This is a genomic window from Pantoea sp. Morm (genome assembly GCF_016643525.1).
Taxonomy (GTDB): Bacteria; Pseudomonadota; Gammaproteobacteria; order Enterobacterales; family Enterobacteriaceae; genus Pantoea; species Pantoea dispersa.
This window is the reverse complement of sequence record NZ_VOQX01000046.1, coordinates 23,840-40,033: the sequence shown is the minus strand read 5'-3', so window position 1 is coordinate 40,033 and position 16,194 is coordinate 23,840. Positions and strand designations below refer to the sequence as shown.

At 58.1% G+C, this 16,194-nt stretch carries 15 protein-coding genes; 7 read left to right on the top strand and 8 right to left on the bottom strand.

All coding sequences use genetic code 11. The features are described from left to right. Positions 1-190: phenolic acid decarboxylase (locus FT726_RS16410; RefSeq protein WP_346303085.1), on the top strand; the 190-nt coding region annotated here is incomplete at its 5' end. Positions 191-1,034: 844 nt separating this feature from the next. Here the strand turns inward: FT726_RS16410 and FT726_RS16405 are convergent. Further along, on the bottom strand, positions 1,035-1,478 hold the full coding sequence (locus tag FT726_RS16405) for an NUDIX hydrolase (protein ID WP_264443549.1): 444 nt from the start codon (positions 1,476-1,478) through the stop codon (positions 1,035-1,037). Between the two features lie 322 nt (positions 1,479-1,800). Here FT726_RS16405 and FT726_RS16400 point away from each other — a divergent pair, with 322 nt between their 5' ends. Next, positions 1,801-2,556, top strand: a complete 756-nt coding sequence (locus FT726_RS16400) for an SDR family NAD(P)-dependent oxidoreductase (RefSeq protein ID WP_346303084.1) — start codon at positions 1,801-1,803, stop codon at positions 2,554-2,556. 40 nt (positions 2,557-2,596) lie between these two features. Here FT726_RS16400 and FT726_RS16395 read toward each other — a convergent pair whose 3' ends face one another. Beyond that, complete coding sequence (locus FT726_RS16395; RefSeq protein ID WP_346303083.1) at positions 2,597-3,430, bottom strand: LysR family transcriptional regulator; 834 nt, start codon at positions 3,428-3,430, stop codon at positions 2,597-2,599. Between the two features lie 109 nt (positions 3,431-3,539). Here FT726_RS16395 and FT726_RS16390 point away from each other — a divergent pair, with 109 nt between their 5' ends. Further along, entirely contained in the window at positions 3,540-4,274 is a 735-nt protein-coding gene (locus FT726_RS16390) for an SDR family oxidoreductase (protein WP_346303082.1), read from the top strand. A gap of 2 nt (positions 4,275-4,276) precedes the next feature. On the opposite strand, the gene yeiL is transcribed toward FT726_RS16390, so the two are convergent. Then, a complete protein-coding gene (gene yeiL, locus FT726_RS16385) occupies positions 4,277-4,969 on the bottom strand; it encodes a transcriptional regulator YeiL (protein ID WP_127834764.1) in 693 nt (230 codons plus the stop codon). 136 nt (positions 4,970-5,105) lie between these two features. Between yeiL and rihB the strand changes: the two genes are divergently transcribed. Further along, positions 5,106-6,038: a ribosylpyrimidine nucleosidase gene (rihB, locus tag FT726_RS16380; RefSeq protein WP_346303081.1), complete on the top strand. Its 933-nt coding sequence runs from the start codon at positions 5,106-5,108 to the stop codon at positions 6,036-6,038. An 83-nt stretch (positions 6,039-6,121) separates the two neighbouring features. Further along, on the top strand, positions 6,122-7,372 hold the full coding sequence (locus FT726_RS16375) for a NupC/NupG family nucleoside CNT transporter (RefSeq protein WP_088515899.1): 1,251 nt from the start codon (positions 6,122-6,124) through the stop codon (positions 7,370-7,372). 15 nt (positions 7,373-7,387) lie between these two features. Here FT726_RS16375 and FT726_RS16370 read toward each other — a convergent pair whose 3' ends face one another. The 5 genes from FT726_RS16370 to FT726_RS16350 form a co-directional block, all read right to left on the bottom strand. After that, the gene (locus FT726_RS16370; protein WP_021506045.1) at positions 7,388-8,251 is read right to left on the bottom strand and encodes a DeoR/GlpR family DNA-binding transcription regulator; all 864 of its coding nucleotides are present in this window, start codon (positions 8,249-8,251) and stop codon (positions 7,388-7,390) included. Between the two features lie 128 nt (positions 8,252-8,379). Then, entirely contained in the window at positions 8,380-9,327 is a 948-nt protein-coding gene (locus tag FT726_RS16365) for a D-ribose ABC transporter substrate-binding protein (RefSeq protein WP_058758551.1), read from the bottom strand. Positions 9,328-9,401: 74 nt separating this feature from the next. Next, positions 9,402-10,457, bottom strand: a complete 1,056-nt coding sequence (locus FT726_RS16360; RefSeq protein WP_058758647.1) for an ABC transporter permease — start codon at positions 10,455-10,457, stop codon at positions 9,402-9,404. A 22-nt stretch (positions 10,458-10,479) separates the two neighbouring features. Beyond that, positions 10,480-12,018: a sugar ABC transporter ATP-binding protein gene (locus FT726_RS16355; protein ID WP_282995464.1), complete on the bottom strand. Its 1,539-nt coding sequence runs from the start codon at positions 12,016-12,018 to the stop codon at positions 10,480-10,482. Then, positions 12,015-12,668, bottom strand: coding sequence for a DUF2291 domain-containing protein (locus FT726_RS16350; RefSeq protein ID WP_346303080.1), 654 nt, complete (start codon positions 12,666-12,668; stop codon positions 12,015-12,017). Before FT726_RS16350 ends, FT726_RS16355 begins: the two co-directional genes overlap by 4 nt. Before the next feature lie 432 nt (positions 12,669-13,100). Here FT726_RS16350 and FT726_RS16345 point away from each other — a divergent pair, with 432 nt between their 5' ends. Together FT726_RS16345 and FT726_RS16340 are read left to right on the top strand one after the other, a co-directional pair. Next, on the top strand, positions 13,101-14,657 hold the full coding sequence (locus FT726_RS16345) for an FGGY-family carbohydrate kinase (RefSeq protein ID WP_058758548.1): 1,557 nt from the start codon (positions 13,101-13,103) through the stop codon (positions 14,655-14,657). A gap of 3 nt (positions 14,658-14,660) precedes the next feature. Then, complete coding sequence (locus FT726_RS16340) at positions 14,661-16,190, top strand: glycerol-3-phosphate dehydrogenase (RefSeq protein WP_346303079.1); 1,530 nt, start codon at positions 14,661-14,663, stop codon at positions 16,188-16,190. Positions 16,191-16,194: the final 4 nt, after the last annotated feature.

The following is a 16,194-nucleotide window of genomic DNA, read 5'->3' as shown; positions in this document are numbered from 1 at the left end:
AACCATCTGCTATCAGAATGAATTTATCGAAGATATGCATCGTTTCCGTGATGAAGGGCCAGCGTATCCGTACGTGGTGATTCCTGAGTTTGCCAAAGTGACCTACATGAAGAATGAAGGTCCGGATAATGATGCCGTAATCAATATGCCGCCGGGACAAATGCCGGAAGATTATTTTAAAGATAAATGAGGCTGGCAATTCGCTGACGGCGCCGGGTTCGGTCGCCGTAAACGGCGATCCTACAATTGTGCAGTGCGGAGTGGCATTGCAAGGTGCGCATTGATGCGCACCAAAGTTACTCGTGAGTGGTATCCAGCAAACAGACCGATCGCGCTACGTGAAATCTGACAAAAGCGCTGAGGGATAACCGGGAAGTCTTCGCGTAGCGTTGTCATGCTGGATGAGCTAAAGCCATGATTAAAGCGACGAAGCGCGAAGCTGACCGGGCAGTCAGCTGTAGGGTGCGCATTGATGCGCACCAGGATAACGTCGTAGTGTCGCAAGATTCGTTGTCATTGTGGATGAGCAGATGTTTAAAGCACCGAGGGCGAAGAAGCTAACCGTGCAGTCAGTTGTAGGGTGCGCATTGATGCGCACCAGGATAACGCCGTGGTGTCCATCAAACGGACCGGTGGGATACGTTTTCACATAGTGTCGCCGTGGTGAATGAGTTGTGAGCCTGGTAAGAGGCGTGAAGGGCGAAACTGAAGGATTGAAATACGCGATTAGATATCTTATTTAACATAATATACATTATGCGCCATTTGATTATAGAGTCAAAGCTGACCTGGCCGCTTAGGCTACCTGCTGAAAATCCTGAAATACCTGAATAATTTCTGCATGCATTTCCGTGAATACCTTTTAGACAAAAAGCCTGGCATCCATCAGGTTCAACCCAGAGTCCATGCTTCAAACTTTGCTTTCCTAAGCTTGTGTCGGCTCCACTGAACATACTCTGATCACCTGCAATAAGATTCCATTTGAAAGCGGCAATGATAGATTCATACGCTCAACGCTATGACACGTCGCGTAATTAATCCGGCAATGTGCAGAGATCAGCAATATTTATTGGATAAACGACGTCGCGAGTGTTTCGCAGCTCAGTAAGATCCCACCAGTGATAACTATCAATGACTGACTTTTCATTTTCAGTCCAACCACTGGTACAGATATCTTCATCTCCAACTTTAATTAAATAAAATCGTTCATTTGCCAAAACCACCTCACCGCTGGGAAGCGTCATTTCAAAAATGCGCTCAGTTAACGGCTGACCCACATCATCGACATAAAAGCCTGTTTCTTCTCTGAGCTCTCTGATAGCTGCCTGTTCAAAAGTCTCTCCCGGTTCAACGCCTCCACCGGGTGTAGCCCAGTATTCTCTGCCTGACAGGGCATTATTTTTATGCTTAAACCAGAATAATAAAACCTGATTAAGGGGATTTATAATAAGCAAACGAGCCGAATCGCGGGTGCGCACTTTATAATTCCTTTATGATTTTTAATACAAATCAGCATAACTGATCATGGTCAGAAAACGAAACGCCACAGTCTGCAGGAACAGGACGACAGGATAGACATCCCTCCCCGGCTCGCTATATAGTAAGCGCGCATCTCACTTCTGACTTGCCGTAGGCGTTACCGTCATCCAACGCGCCCTGAACCGGAATGGGCCTCTGCGCAGAGGAAAACCGGAACAGCGCCACGGCATCGTTCACGCTTTCTACGCATCCTGTTTATCGGGATCGCTAGCAGTGCATCACCGCACGTGGCCTTTCATTCTCTGACTGACAAGGCACACTATGAAACTGACCAACAACACCCTGCTCATCACCGGCGCAACCAGCGGTATTGGCCGCCGCATGGCCGAGGTTTTTCACGATCGCGGTAACCGCGTCATTATCACCGGCAGACGTCAGGCGCTGCTCGATGAGATCACCGCCCAGCGCCCGGCCATTACCGGCTTTGCTCTGGACGTTAATGACACCACCGCCCTCGCCCGCTGTTCTGCGGCGATTCACGCGCAGTTCCCGCATATCAACGTGCTGATCGCCAACGCCGGTATCTCGCAGCCGGAAACGGTGACGACAGACGAATGGACCAGTGATATTGCTGAGCAAATCGTGATAACCAACATCCTCGGTGTGATTCGCGTCACCGCCGCGTTTTTGCCGCTGCTGCGCCGTCAGCCGCAGGCCACGCTGATGGCAACCAGTTCCGCGCTGGCCTTCATGCCGCTGGCCAGTTTTCCCACCTACTGCGCCAGCAAAGCCTTTCTGCATTCCTGGCTGGTTTCGCTGCGTCATCAGCTGCGTAATACCCCGGTCGAGGTGCTGGAAATGCTGCCGCCATATCTACAGACGGCGCTGACCGGTAATCAACAGCTCAGCGATCCCCGCGCCATGCCGCTGGACGACTATATCGCGCAGATTCTGCAGATGCTGGAAAATGGCCCGGTCGCGCGCGGCGAACTGCTGCTGGAGCGTGACCATGCGCGGCGCTGGGCTGAACGCGACGGCAATTTTGACGCCATATTTGACATGATGAACCCGCGCTAATCCGCTTTAACCCGGTGCGCCCGGCTGCGCACCGGGTCTATCATGATGCACGCAAAGGCGCGCCGTGGCTGAAGTGCGCCAGCAGCCGTTCTACCGCCGGATTGGCCTGCGCCTGAACCGCATAGCAAATGCCGACACGCCGCATCAGCGGCTGACCGGGTAAAGCGCGCCAGGCCAGGCGATGCCGCGCGGCAACCAGCGGCGCCGGCGCAATGGTGACGCCAAAGCCGGCTTCCGCCAGATCCAGCGCCAGCGCGTAGCTGCCGGCGTTGGCCGCTGCCGCACCCGCACCGTAAAACGGCAGCAGCCGCTGATGTGACTCATCAGTCGGCACCATTACCCACGGCAGCGGATGCAACTGGTCATGGGTCAGCGTTTCCAGCTGATTTAGCGCATGACTGGCGGGATACGCCAGCACGTAGTGCTCTTCAAACAGCGGCATAAACAGCTCGTCTTCGCAGCGCAGGGATTCACACGCCAGCCGGATATCGCCCACGCAACCGGGCTCGACGTTAAGCAGCACCGTGGGAAAATGTTGCCGGATGGCCGTCAGCAGTTGCGCCAGCTGGGCGGGGGCGACATCCCCTTCAACGCCAATCTTCAGCGGCAGGCAATCCGACGGCTGCCGAAAGCGTGTCACCAGCGCCTGCATATCGCTGAGCATCTTGCGCGCCTGCGGATACAGGACGCGAGCGTCCTCCGTGACCTCCACGCCGCGCGGCCTGCGGATAAAAAGCGTGGTGGCCAGCTCCTCTTCCAGCAGTTTGATCGTGGCCGAGAGCGCGGGCTGCGTCAGATTGAGTAACTGTGCGGCGCGCGTGATGTTGCGCTCCTCAAACACGCAGATAAAAGCTTTTAGCTGTCGCTTATCCATAGAAAATCATTATATCGGCGAAAGAAATAAACCATTTTTCACCAATTTCTGCGCGATTTAAAGTGCACACCTCAGCTTCGCCATTAATTTTATCTATGAGGAAGTCATTATGACGCAGAATGTTAAACCTTTAATCGTCATCACCGGTGCCAGCTCCGGTATCGGTCTTGCCACGGCAAAGCTGCTTTCGGCGCGTGGACATGCCCTGCTGCTGCTGGCTCGCCGTATCGATCGTATGACGGCACTGAACCTGCCCAATACCCTGTGCCGCGCGGTTGATGTGACCGATCGCCACGCATTGACCACCGCAGTGCAGGATGCTGAGCAGCAGTTTGGCCCGGTCGATGCGCTGATTAACAATGCGGGCGTGATGCTGCTCGGCGCGATTGAACAACAGGATGCCGGCGAATGGGATAAGATGTTCGACGTCAACGTGAAAGGCCTGCTCAATGGCGTGCAGGCGGTCACCGCAGGCATGATTGACCGCAAAAGGGGCACGATCATTAACATCAGCTCAGTGGCCGGACGGAAGACGTTTCCTAATCACGCAGTGTATGTTGGCACTAAATTCGCTGTGCATGGCATGTCAGAGAACCTGCGCGAAGAGCTGTCGCCGCACAATGTACGCGTGATCGTTATCGCGCCGGGCGCAGTTGAAACCGAGCTGTTGAGCCACACCACCAGCGAAGCAATCAAGGACGGTTATCACGCGTGGAAAGCCGAAATGGGCGGCAAGGTGCTCAGCGCAGACGACGTGGCCAGCGCCATCGATTACGCCTATTCGCAGCCGCAGTCGGTCTGCGTGCGGGAGATCGTGCTGGCGGCCACCCGCCAGGGCGCATAAACTCAGTGACCCGGCAGCGCTGCGCCGGGCTCCATCTCTTCGGCTAAGGCCGTCAGCGCCGCGCGGTTACCGATCGCATAACCCCCCTGCTGCTTACGCAGCACCCCTTCTGCGCTGAACTGCGCAAACACATACAGCAGGTGGCGATAGGTCACGCCAAGGTACTCCGCTACCTGCGTATGCTTCTCTTTATACACACCGTCATGCTGAGTCAGCAGGATAAAGGCCGCCAGCCGGTTAACCAGCGGAAACGCCTGATTGCGCGTTGAGGTGACAATATTGCGGAAATTCTTTTTCACCAGGCCGAGACAGGCGTGGCGCAGGAACTGCGCATCATTTAACAACAGCGTGCGGCAGGTTTTCACCGGCAGCGCCAGGCACCAGCAGGCTTCAATTGCCTGCACCGCGCGTGAAGCATGCGTTTCATCCAGCACTTCAATCTCGCCAATAAAACAGGGCGCATTAAAGAAATCCACCAGCGAAATACGGCCATTGGCCAGCGTGACATACAGTTTGGTGCGACCGCGCGCCAGATAAAACATATACGCCGGCAGAGCCCCCTCGCGCACAATATAGTCCCCGGCAAGAATATGAAATAAATGTGTGTGCGGGATCACATCGGCTGAAAATTTATCGCAATAGCCGGACGCCATTATTAACTGCTGCTTCAGCGCGTCATTATTTATTTCTTTCATCATTCGATGTCCACTATGAGATTTCTCATACTCTGGCGTGTCACGCCGCTGCTAAGGTGAAGGCCTCTACCCTACCGCACCGGAAAATTTCTGCAATGAAATTAAGGCGATAACTAAAGAAGCTGAGGAGTAAACCATGACAGCACGTAAAATTATTCTGGACTGTGATCCCGGTCATGATGATGCCATCGCCATCATGCTGGCCGCAAAACATCCTTCGATTGAACTGCTCGGTATCAGTATCGTGGCGGGCAATCAAATTCTGGACAAAACGCTGGTCAACGGCCTGAACGTTTGCCAGACGCTGAATATTGACACACCAGTTTATGCCGGCATGCCACAGCCGATTATGCGCCAGCAGATCGTCGCCGATAATATTCACGGCGAAACCGGTCTTGACGGCCCGGTGTTCGACCCGCTGACGCGTAAAGCGGAAACAAAGCACGCTGTGAACTTTATTATCGATACGCTGATGAACAGCGACGGGGATATCACGCTGGTGCCGGTCGGCCCGCTCACTAATATTGCGGTAGCGATGCGCATGCAGCCGAAAATCATTCCCAAAATCCGTGAAATCGTGCTGATGGGCGGCGCTTACGGCACCGGTAATTTTACCCCGTCGGCGGAGTTTAATATTTTTGCCGACCCGGAAGCCGCGCGCGTGGTATTTACCGCCGGCGCCCCGCTGGTGATGATGGGCCTCGACTTAACGCACCAGACGGTGTGCACGCCGGACATCATTACCCGCATGGAAAAGGCTGGCGGCCCTGCCGGCAAGCTGTTCAGCGATATGATGAATTTTACGCTGAAAACCCAGCACGACAATTACGGTCTGGCGGGTGGTCCGGTGCACGATGCGACCTGCGTCGCCTATCTAATCAATCCGGATGCCTTCAACGTTCAGCCGATGTTTGTCGAAATCGATGTCAACAGCGGTCCCTGCTATGGCCGCACGGTGTGTGATGCGCTCGGCGTGCTGGGGAAACCGGCAAACACCAAAGTGGGCATCACGCTGGATTCCGCCTGGTTCTGGGATTTAGTCGAAGACTGCGTGCGCAGGTACCGCTAATCATTTAACCCCACAATATGGGCAGAAAGTGGTCGCCCATACCGCTATGCAACCTCACCAGGCTGACATCAGGAAATATCATGATGGATATAATGAGAAGTGTTCTGGGTATGGTGGTATTACTGGCGATCGCGTTTCTGCTGTCAGTAAATAAAAAGCACATCAGTCTGCGCACCACCGGTGCCGCGTTACTGATTCAGATTGCCCTCGGCGGCGCGATCCTCTATTTGCCGCCGGGCAAATGGCTGGCGGAAAAAGTCGCCAGCGGCGTGCATCAGGCGCTGGCTTACAGTGATGCGGGCAGCGCGTTTCTGTTTGGCGCGCTGGCCGGACCGCAAATGGACAAGGTGTTTAACGGCGCCGGCTTTGTATTCGCTTTTCACGTTCTGCCGGCCATCATCTTTATCACCGCGCTGGTTAGCGTGCTCTACTATATTGGCGTGATGGGCGCCATCATTCGGCTGCTGGGCGGCATCTTTCAGCGCGCGCTCAACATCAGTAAGATCGAATCCTTCGTGGCGGTCACCACCATTTTCCTCGGGCAGAATGAGATCCCGGCCATCGTCAAACCCTTCGTCAACCGTCTCAATCGCAACGAACTGTTCACCGCCATCTGCAGCGGCATGGCTTCAATAGCCGGTTCCACTATGCTCGGCTATGCCGGGCTGGGGGTACCGATTGAATATCTGCTGGCCGCCTCGCTGATGGCCATTCCTGGCGGCATTCTGTTCGCCCGGCTGCTCAGTCCGGCAACGGAAGCATCGCAGGTGACTTTTACCCACCTGTCGTTTAGCGACACGCCGGCACGCAGCCTGATTGAAGCCGCCGCCAGCGGAGCGATTACCGGGATGAAAATAGCCGCTGGTCTGGCGACGGTGGTGATGGCGTTTGTCGGTATTATCGCGATGCTCAACGGCATACTCGGCGGCATCGGCGGCTGGTTTGGTCACGGCGACATCAGCCTGCAGGGAATACTCGGCTTCGCGCTGGCCCCGCTGGCGTGGCTGATGGGCGTGGCGTGGCACGATGCGGCGCTGGCGGGCAGCCTGATAGGTCAGAAACTGGTGGTGAACGAGTTTGTCGCCTACATCAGCTTTTCACCTTATCTGCATCAGGCGGGCGCGCTCGACGGCAAAACCATCGCCATCGTCTCGTTCGCCCTGTGCGGCTTTGCTAACTTTGGTTCGATTGGCGTGGTGGTCGGCGCCTTTTCTGCCGTCGCACCGGAGCGCACCCCGGAAATCGCGCGGCTGGGCCTGCGCGCGCTGATCGCCGCAACGCTCTCCAATCTGATGAGCGCCACCATTGCCGGCTTCTTCATCGGCCTTGGCTAACGCGCAAACCGGGCATTACGCCTCAGTGCGTCCCTGCCCGGTTTTCATCGGTGCCACCACCACATTCACCCCCAGCTCCTGCAGGCGACGCAGCACTGGCACCGGCGTGCCCTGATTAACGATCACCACATCAAACTCACTCAGGTGGGCAAAGCGATGCAGCGCGCGCCGCTCAAACTTGGTGTTATCCATCATCAGGATGCGCTTCTGCGCCGCCTCGAACATGGCACGCTTGGTCTCCACCGTCTCGGCCGACTGGTGAAACACCGCATCATCAATAATCGCCGACATGCTGACAAAAAACACATCGGCGCGCAGGCTGGCGATTTCGTCTCGCGTCATGCGCCCCATAAAGGCGTTACACCAGTGATGAAACTGGCCGCCGAGCCCCATCAAAGTGATATCGCGTCCGTTACGTAATTCATTCATTAACGTCAGCGAGTTGGTGATCACCGTGAGCGGCGCTTTGGCCGGCAGCAGCCGCGCCATCTGCAGCACGGTGGTGGAATCATCAAGAAACAGCGCCTGGCCGGGTTCAAGGTAGCCAGCGGCCACTTCGGCAATCGCCTGTTTCTCTTCCAGCTGGCGCGTGGCACGATAGAGATCGCTGGATTCCACCAGGCTGGTTGGTGTGGCAGAGACCACGCCGCGTGATTTATGCAGCAGCCCGCGCTCAACCATCTCATCAATATCGCGATGGGCGGTCATCAGGCTGATCCCGAAGCGCTCAGTAATATCTTCGATACGCACCGCGCCTTCGGCCATCACGGCTTCGGCTATGAGCTGGCGTCGTGCCAGCTGACGCGCCTGACGGCTGTCGCCCGGTAAGGTTTCATTCAGGAAGTGACCAGCGGAGGTCTCTTGCGGGTTATGCGCCATGTTTCGTCCGGAAAGTGAAGCGGAAATGCAGTTTCGGCTTTGATTACAGCGCGTAAACGTTTCTTTTGCAAATCAGGCGCGCAGCAGGCAACCGATGACGGCCAGAATGCCGCCATCGGTGATCTGACTTACTGCTTCAGGACAAACGGCGAAACGAAATCACCAGCGTTGTCTTTGGTGATCAGAATACAGTCAAACAGCTGCTTCTCCTGTGCTACCCCGGTTTTGCCGGTTTTGAGGAAGGTGTCCGCCTGCTCTACCGCCTTCTGCGCAAACTGCGCTACCGGCTGCATCACGGTATAGGCCAGCGTACCGGCTTTAACCGCGTCGACCGCATCCGGTGAACCGTCAAACCCACCCACTTTCACCTGGCTGAGTTTGCCAGCTTCCTTAAGGGCGGCGATAGCACCCAGCGCCATCTCATCGTTACCGCTGATCACCCCTTTGATGTTCGGATTAGCCTGCAGCAGCGACTGCATTTTATTGAAGCCCTGGGTGCGATCCCAGTTCGCCACTTCCTGGCCGACTTTCTTCAGCGTCGGGTACTGAGACAACACGGTATCGAAACCGTTGGCGCGCGTGGCGGCGTTGTTATCCGACGGCGGTCCCACCAGCTCGACATAGCTGGCGCTGTCACCCACCTGCTTCACCCACTCCATCGCGCCTACTGCCGCGCCCTGCGCGTTATTCGACACCAGCTGCGCTTTAGCCAGCCCGCTCTGGTTCAGTTCGGCATTGATCACGAACACCGGAATATTGGCGGCGATGGCTTTCTTTACCGAGCCAATCGAGCCGTCGGCGTTAGCCGGATCGAGAATGATCGCCTTCGATTTATTGGTGATCGCCGTATCAATCAGCTGGCTTTCGGTGTTGGTATCCCCTTTGTGCGCGCTGACTTTGGCACTGTAGCCCAGCTTCTCCGCCGCCTTCTGCGCGACCTGGCCCTCAGTCAGCCAGTATGGGTTGGAGGGATCGTTAACGATGATGGTCATCAGGCCGTTGTTGGCCCAGCTGGGTAAGGCAAAGGTGGAGATGGCCATCGCGGCGGCGGCGATAAACAGACGTTTAGTGAACATAGGTGCTCCGTTATTATTAGGGTACAGGTTTGTTTTACGGTTACTCGCGCGCCAGCCTGCCAGCGCGCGCAGGGTTAGCGACCGCGCCGGCCGTATTGCAGGGTGTTGAGCAATACCGCCAGCACAATCACGGCGCCAGTGAACACCGTCTGCCAGTAGGCAGAAACGCCGATAATCACTAAGCCATCAGAGAGAAAGCCAATCACGAACGCGCCCAGCAGCGTGCCGCGCACGTTACCGCGTCCTCCGGTCAGCGCCGCACCGCCAATCACCACCGCAGCAATGGCGGTCAGCTCGTAGGTGGTGCCCGCGGTCGGACCGGCGGAGGTCAGCTGCGAAGAGAGCACCAGCCCGGCCATCGCCGCACAGATACCCGACAGCACGTAGACGCTGATCTTGATGCGTTTCACTGGCACGCCGGAGAGATCGGCGGCGCGCTCGTTACCGCCCGAGGCATACAGCCAGCGGCCAAACGCCGAGCGACTCAACAGGAAACCGCAGGCCAGCGCCACTGCGCCGAGCACCAGCACGCCGACCGGGATGTTGAACAGGCGGTTAAAACCGAGCCAGTCGAAACCTGTATTGCCCAGCGCTTCGCTGCCGGAGAGTTTGTTGTAGGTCAGACCGTTGGTGATCAGCAGCGCGATACCGCGCGCCACATACATGGTGCCGAGCGTGGCGACAAACGCCGGGACGCGAAAAATCGCAATCAGCACGCCGTTGACCAGCCCTACCAGTGCACCCAGCACCAGCGTCAGAATTGCCACTGCCCACACCGGCAGATAGAGCACCACGCCCAGCGCTTCAAGGTTGATGCCCTGCATCATAAAGCCGGCCATCACCCCAGCCAGTCCCAGCGTCGAGCCGACTGACAAATCAATCCCGCCGTTGAGGATCACCAGCAGCATGCCGATCGCCGGCAAACCGAAGATGGCCACATGCGATGCCATGGTGAGGAAGTTCGCGCCGGTAAAGTAGTTGGGCGATAGCAGGGAGAAAGTGGCGATAATCACCAGCAGCGCGATAAAGGCACGCCCTTCCAGCAGCAGCCGCGCCAGGTTGAGGCGCTTGCCGCTGGCCGGTTTCGCCACCCGCGGTGCGCTATCCAGCGTTTGGGTTCTGTCAGTCATACCGTTTGCTCCGTTTTTCATGTCATGCCACCAGAGACTCGCCCGAAGCGGCCATAATGCGTTCTTTACTCACGCTGGCGTCGAAGATGGCCGAGATGCGCCCTTTGCTCATCACCACGATGCGGTGCGCGATACTCAGGCACTCGCCCACTTCCGAGGTGGTGTAAACCACCGCCAGCCCTTTGCTGGCATTCTCCGCCAGCAGACGAAACACTTCGGCTTTGGCACCGATATCGATGCCGCGGCTCGGTTCATCCAGCAGAATCACTTTGGGTCGGGTGGCGAGCATTTTGCCGATCACCACTTTTTGCTGATTACCGCCAGAAAGGGAACCGATGGCCGCCTCACCGCCGGCAGTCTTGACCGTCACGTTACGGATGCTGTCATCAATCAGCAGTTTCTCCCGTCGCGTTGACAGCACCAGCCCGCGCACAAACTCGCTGATGCTGGCCAGCGACAGGTTTTCGCCCACCGTCATGGTCTGCACCAGCCCGTCGCGCTGACGATCCTCCGGGACCAGCGCCAGTCCCATTTTGATGCGCTGCGACAGCGACAGCGCGGAGATCTCGGTATCCTGCAGCAGGATGTGCCCGCTGCTCTGCTTCAGCCGTCCGGCGAGACACTCCAGCAGCTCGGTGCGCCCCGCGCCCATCAGGCCATAAATGCAGACAATCTCGCCGGCCTGCACCGTCAGCGACAGCTGATCCACCAGCCGGATACCGGTTTTGCTTTTCACGGTTAACGCCTGCACCGTCAGCGCGTCGCCACCGAAGGCATAGCCGCCGGGCGGTGAACCGAGGTCGAAGTGCTCTCCCACCATGTTGCGCACGATCCATTCGAGGTCGATCTCGTCGCGCCGGGCGTAGGCAGTCATTACGCCGTCACGCAGCACCACTGCGCGATCGGTGATCTCCAGTGCTTCCTCCAGATGGTGTGAGATATACACAATTGCCACGCCCTGACTGGTCAGATCGCGGATGACCTGAAACAGCACCGCCACTTCCGCCGCGCTGAGCGCCGAGGTCGGTTCATCCATGATCAGGATTTGTGAATTCACCGACAGCGCGCGGGCGATTTCCACAATCTGCTGCTGCCCGAGACGCAGGTTCTCCACCGGCGTCAGCGGATCAATCTCCTCCTCCAGCGCCGCCATCAGATGGCGGGTCAGCCGCGCCTCTTCGGCGTAATCCACCCCGCCGGGCCGCATGATTTCGCGCCCCATAAAAATGTTGTCGCGCACGTTCATGTTGGGCGCGAGATTCAGCTCCTGATGAATAATCGAGATACCACAGTCGCGCGCCTCGGTGGCCGAACGGAACACCTTTGCTTCGCCGTTTAACAGAATTTCCCCGGATGTTGGCGTAATCACGCCAGAAAGAATTTTCATCAGCGTCGATTTACCGGCGCCGTTTTCACCGAACAGCGTGGTGACTTCGCCGCGGCGGATTTCAAAATTGACGCCTTTCAGCGCATGGGTGGAGCCATACACTTTGCTGACGTTGCGCGCCTGCAGAATCACTTCTCCTTTCAGCAGCGCCGGGTTGACGTTGAACGGTTTCATTGCACCTCCACGCGCACCGGCGTAATCAGCCAGTTGGTCGGACTGAGCAGACGGAACACGCCGACCACCTGCACGGTTTTGCCCGGCAGCGCGTCGCGGTCCAGTTTCTCCAGCACCGCCACTTTCATGGCGCGATTAATCGCCGCCCCGGCGTTCTGGTATTCGATCTGATTAGTAAAATCACCAAACTGAATTTTGCCGCTGGCATCACGCAAATCGGTGCCGGTGATCGCCGGGCCGGTTTGCAACCTCAACTGCGTGCCCGCTGGCAGACCGGCGACCTGTAACGGGAAGACACCCATTTGCCCCGGCTGCACCACGCCCTGCAGTTTGACCGGCAGCACCGGCAGCGGCGAGCCGACACCGTATCTGGCCACCGCCTGCTGCCGATCGCTGTTCAGTGCGGCCGCCAGCGTGGCGGCATCCAGCGCGCGCGCTTCGACATCCTGCTGGATACCGGGAAAGGTTTTCTGCCCGTAGCTGTCTGCGGAGAAGCCCTGCTGACGCGCGTCGTCCGCCGAACCGATGCGCACTACTTTGGTATCCAGCGCCATGGCGGCTACCAGCGCCACGATCACCACGCCGCTGAGTATGTAGCGCCGCCGACGTTTGCGTGCCAGCTGCTGCGTTAAGATTGAGACCTCGGACATAACGTGACCTCTCAGGATGCACAGCGACGATATTCATCGCCGCGCAATGTTATAAATGTGATAACTTGCGTGATGAGAATTGTGCTGTTGTGACTAAATTGTCAACAGGTGGCGCGCAATTTTTCGCACAGCGCGATCTGGATCGCTTATTTGCCCACAATCACCCTTAATTCTTTTAAAAACCCCTTTAATACAATCATTAAAAACCTTTCACAGTGTTCAGGCGCATCCGCAATTCCCACTGATTTTGTGATCGGATTCGCCATCCGGAGTGAAATTTATTCTTTTTTGAGAAAAATAATACATCAGATATGTTATCTCCATGAGAAGTGGTGTAAGACAGTATTTAGCAAAATCATCACAGCTCATTAACAAGGCTGCGGATAAACCAAACAGGGGTTCCCGCACCGGGAGCAGCGAACGGAGGTGTATGTGGAGAGTGGCGATATCATTCTGGGTCTGGATTCCGGCACCTCGGTGGTTAAAGCGGTGGCGTTTGATCTGGAAGGTAACCAGCTGGCGTGCGCGTCGGCGCGCAATCGCTATTACCGCAGCGCAGGCGGTGCCGCCCAGCAGTCAATGACGCAAACCTGGCAGGATGCGGTCAGTGCGATTCACAAGCTCGGCGATCGGGTGGAGAATCTGGCGGCGCGCGTGGTGGCCGTGGCGGTGACCGCCCAGGGCGACGGCAGCTGGCTGGTCGGTGCTGATAATCAGCCGGTGGACGATGCGTGGATCTGGCTGGATGCCCGCGCCGCCGCCACGGTGGAAAAACTTAATCAGCAGCCGCTGGCCGCCGCACGCTTTCAGGCCACCGGCACCGGTCTTAACACCTGCCAGCAGGGCGCGCAGCTGGCGCACATGGACCAGCACTATCCCGAACTGCTGGCGCGCGCCGAAGTGGCATTGCACTGTAAGGACTGGCTCTATCTCAATCTGACCGGTGTGCGCGCCACCGACCCATCTGAAGCCAGCTTTACCTTTGGCAACTATCGCCACCAGCGCTATGACGATACGGTGATTGACGCGCTGGGGCTTAACCACCGGCGCCACCTGCTGCCGGAGATCATCGACGGCACGCAAATCACCCATGGCCTCACCGCTGACGCCGCGCGGCAAACCGGCCTGCTGGCTGGCACGCCGGTATGCCTCGGCTATGTCGATATGGCGATGACCGCACTCGGTGCCGGGGTGCACACCGGTGAAGCCAATACCGCCTGTTCGATTGTCGGCTCAACCGGCGTGCATCTGCGCAGCGTCACTATTGACGAGGTATGGCTCAACCCGGCGCAAACCGGCTACGTGATCCCGCTGCCGTGGCCAGGTTATGTCACTCAGGTGCAAACCAACATGGCTTCCACGCTCAATCTCGACTGGCTGCTGAACGTGGCCAGCGATCTGCTGAGCAGCTTTGGCTGTGAAACCGATCATGCGCGGCTGGTGCAGCAGATCGATCGCTGGCTCAACGACGCGCAGCCGGGCACCCTGCTGTTCCATCCTTACATTTCGCTGGCCGGTGAACGCGGACCGTTCGTCAACGCCGACGCGCGCGCCAGTTTCACCGGCCTCAACTACCAGCACAACTTTGGCGACCTGGTGCGCGGCGTGATTGAAGGCATCGGCATGGCAGCTCGCGACTGTTATCAGGCGATGGGCGCCACGCTGCCGGGAGAAATTCGCCTTACCGGCGGTGCGGTGCGATCGCAGCCGCTCAGGCAGATTCTTGCCGCCTGCATCGGCGCGCCGGTGCGCATCAGCCAGCGCGAGGAAGCCGGCGCAGCGGGAGCGGCCATGATGGCGGCGGTGGCGATTGGCGCGTATCCGGACATGGCGCAGTGCGTTGAACGCTGGGTGCGCCCGCTGCTGGACGACGCCGAAGCGCCGTCGCCTGCGCTGATGCAGCGCTACCAGCAGCTGTTCCCTCAGTATCAGCAGATCCGCCGCGATCTTCCTGCCGCCTGGCAGGCATTAAACAGTTTTAAGGAGTAACGCATGAGTGACAACACGTTGGATCTGTTTGTGATCGGCGGTGGCATTAACGGTGCCGGTATCGCGCGCGATGCCGCCGGGCGCGGGCTGTCGGTGATGATGTGTGAAAAAGACGATCTTGCCGCAGGCACCTCCTCGCGCTCCGGTAAACTGGTGCACGGCGGCCTGCGCTATCTGGAGTACTACGAATTCCGCCTGGTGCGCGAGGCGCTGATTGAACGCGAGGTGCTGCTGAACGCGGCGCCGCACATCATTTGGCCGATGCGCTTTGTGCTGCCGCACAGCCCGTCCGATCGTCCGGCGTGGCTGGTGCGGCTGGGGCTGTTTCTGTATGACCACCTCGGCGGACGCAAAAAACTGCCGGGCACGCGCGTGCTCGATCTGACGCGCGATCCTGAGGGCGCGCCGCTGCTGGACAGCCATCAGAAAGGCTTTGAGTACTCCGATTGCTGGGTGGACGATGCCCGGCTGGTGACGCTCAATGCGCTGGATGCCGCCGAGCGCGGCGCCACCATTCTGCCGCGCACCCGCTGCGTGGCAGCGCAGCGTCTGCCGGGCAAATGGCAGATTACCCTGCAGGATCAGGCCAGCGGCGCGCAGCGCACCGTGTTCGCCCGCGCGCTGGTGAATGCCGCCGGGCCGTGGGTGCTGGATATCGTCAATCAGGTTAGCCATACGCAAAGCCAGCGCAGCGTGCGGCTGGTGAAAGGCTCGCACCTCATCGTGCCAAAATTCTGGGAGGGCCAGCAGGCCTATCTGGTGCAAAACACCGACAAGCGGGTGATTTTTATCAATCCCTATGAGGGTGATAAAGCGTTAATCGGCACCACCGACATTCCCTGGCAGGGCAAAGCGGAAGATGTCAGTGCGGATGATAGCGAGCAGCAGTACCTGATCGACGTGGTGAATCGCTACTTCAAGGTTAAGCTGCGCGCCAGCGATGTGATTACCCGCTTCTCCGGCGTACGGCCGCTGTTTGACGACGGCAAAGGTAATCCCTCGGCGGTAACGCGGGATTATGTATTCGACCTGGATAATCAACAGGATGCGCCGCTGCTGCACGTGTTCGGCGGCAAAATTACCACGTTCCGCAAGCTGGCCGAGCATGCGCTGCAACAGCTGGCGCCGTTTTTCCCCAACATGGGCGCGGACTGGACGCGCAGCGCCACGCTGCCGGGCGGCGAGATCGCCCATGCCGATTTTGACAGCTTCCTGGAGGAGATCAAAACGCGCTGGCCGTGGCTGCCGCAGCCGCTGCGCAAGCACTATGCGCGACTGTACGGTGCGCGTATGAGCACGCTGCTGGGCACCGCCAGTTCGCTGAGCGATCTCGGTGAGCATTTTGGCGGCCAGCTGTACGAGGCCGAGGTACGTTATCTGGTGCAGTACGAATGGGCGCAGCAGCCGGAAGACATTCTCTGGCGTCGCACCAAACATCAGCTGCACCTGAGCACTGCACAGCGCACCGCGTTCAGCCAGTGGTTCGAACAGACTTTCCACCCTGCCGCGCCGCTGCGCGCCCACGCTGGCTGAGAGG

Bases quoted from the DNA above. Each gene is read 5' to 3' on its own strand.
- FT726_RS16375 (WP_088515899.1), top strand. From the start codon at position 6,122: ATGGATATAATGAGAAGTGTTCTGGGTATGGTGGTATTACTGGCGATC.
- FT726_RS16365 (WP_058758551.1), bottom strand. From the start codon at position 9,327: ATGTTCACTAAACGTCTGTTTATCGCCGCCGCCGCGATGGCCATCTCC.
- rihB (WP_346303081.1), top strand. From the start codon at position 5,106: ATGACAGCACGTAAAATTATTCTGGACTGTGATCCCGGTCATGATGAT.
- FT726_RS16395 (WP_346303083.1), bottom strand. From the start codon at position 3,430: ATGGATAAGCGACAGCTAAAAGCTTTTATCTGCGTGTTTGAGGAGCGC.
- FT726_RS16390 (WP_346303082.1), top strand. From the start codon at position 3,540: ATGACGCAGAATGTTAAACCTTTAATCGTCATCACCGGTGCCAGCTCC.
- FT726_RS16360 (WP_058758647.1), bottom strand. From the start codon at position 10,457: ATGACTGACAGAACCCAAACGCTGGATAGCGCACCGCGGGTGGCGAAA.
- FT726_RS16355 (WP_282995464.1), bottom strand. From the start codon at position 12,018: ATGAAACCGTTCAACGTCAACCCGGCGCTGCTGAAAGGAGAAGTGATT.
- FT726_RS16350 (WP_346303080.1), bottom strand. From the start codon at position 12,668: ATGTCCGAGGTCTCAATCTTAACGCAGCAGCTGGCACGCAAACGTCGG.
- FT726_RS16400 (WP_346303084.1), top strand. From the start codon at position 1,801: ATGAAACTGACCAACAACACCCTGCTCATCACCGGCGCAACCAGCGGT.
- FT726_RS16370 (WP_021506045.1), bottom strand. From the start codon at position 8,251: ATGGCGCATAACCCGCAAGAGACCTCCGCTGGTCACTTCCTGAATGAA.
- yeiL (WP_127834764.1), bottom strand. From the start codon at position 4,969: ATGAAAGAAATAAATAATGACGCGCTGAAGCAGCAGTTAATAATGGCG.
- FT726_RS16340 (WP_346303079.1), top strand. From the start codon at position 14,661: ATGAGTGACAACACGTTGGATCTGTTTGTGATCGGCGGTGGCATTAAC.